At 43.6% G+C, this 917-nt stretch carries 2 protein-coding genes; both read right to left on the bottom strand.

Annotated elements, in window-relative coordinates:
• Positions 1-574 (bottom strand): CPBP family intramembrane glutamic endopeptidase (locus A3762_RS10540; RefSeq protein ID WP_156493391.1); only part of this gene is annotated, 574 nt, incomplete at its 3' end.
• A gap of 27 nt (positions 575-601) precedes the next feature.
• A partial coding sequence (locus tag A3762_RS10535; RefSeq protein ID WP_156493390.1) for a DUF2165 family protein occupies positions 602-917 on the bottom strand: 316 nt, incomplete at its 5' end.

The following is a 917-nucleotide window of genomic DNA, read 5'->3' as shown; positions in this document are numbered from 1 at the left end:
CAAACGGTTTACCATGCACCCAGTTTGCATAATGCGCTAAGCCAAATACGAGCGCGGCAAGCGCAACGGCCTTGATCTCACCGAATGTTTGATGGATGCCACTTTGGAGCACACCTCTGAACAAGAGTTCTTCGAACATACCAATCAGAAGTGTCATGAGCGCGAGAAGGGCAAGTTGTTGAACAGGAAAGTTATTAAATAGTGTGTCGGTGAGATCAGCAGATTCGGCCTGAGAAATCGCTGCAAATAAAACTAATCCGGGAAAGCACATGGCTATCCATATATATTTTCTGCGTTCGCTAATACTGCTTCTAGCACCAATGTGTCGCCATTGACTGAAGAAACTGATCACAAGGGCAATACTGGTAACGAGAAAAATCTCAAATGGAAGCTGCTTAATAATCTCAGATGCGTCGTTCAGTCCTTTTCCTTTGCCAAAGGAATGTGAGCTGAATAAACCTGGTACGATCAATATGAGCAAATATATAAATACGATAAAGCCTGCAAATAATGCAGGCTTTTGGTCGTATGCCTTTATGCCTTTCGAACGAAATGATGAGTCAGTGGTAGGCATAGATTAGGTTAATAGAGTTCGTAGAGATTAGTTGGACGTCTCTTCCCACTCTCTTGGAGATGGAAGCAATATATAAATGGCGGCGATTAAGATGAATGTCGCAAAGGTGTAAGCTTTCATTTGGCCATTCCATTGATTTGCCCACATTTGAAACCATTCAGCGCCGACAACACCGAACCCAAAATACCATACCAATACTGCGATAGTTGCACTCAACACAAATAATGCTTGTCCTGTATGGAACCGAGAACCACCATGGTTGGTATTCTTTAGCATCAGAAAAGCGGCTGCCACGCCTAATATTCCAGCGCTCAGTTCTGCAGCAATAATGGCCCAATAGCCA

Source organism: Oleiphilus sp. HI0125 (assembly GCF_001635355.1).
The sequence above is the reverse complement of the archived record's forward strand: the minus strand, read 5'-3'. Positions and strand labels throughout refer to the sequence as shown.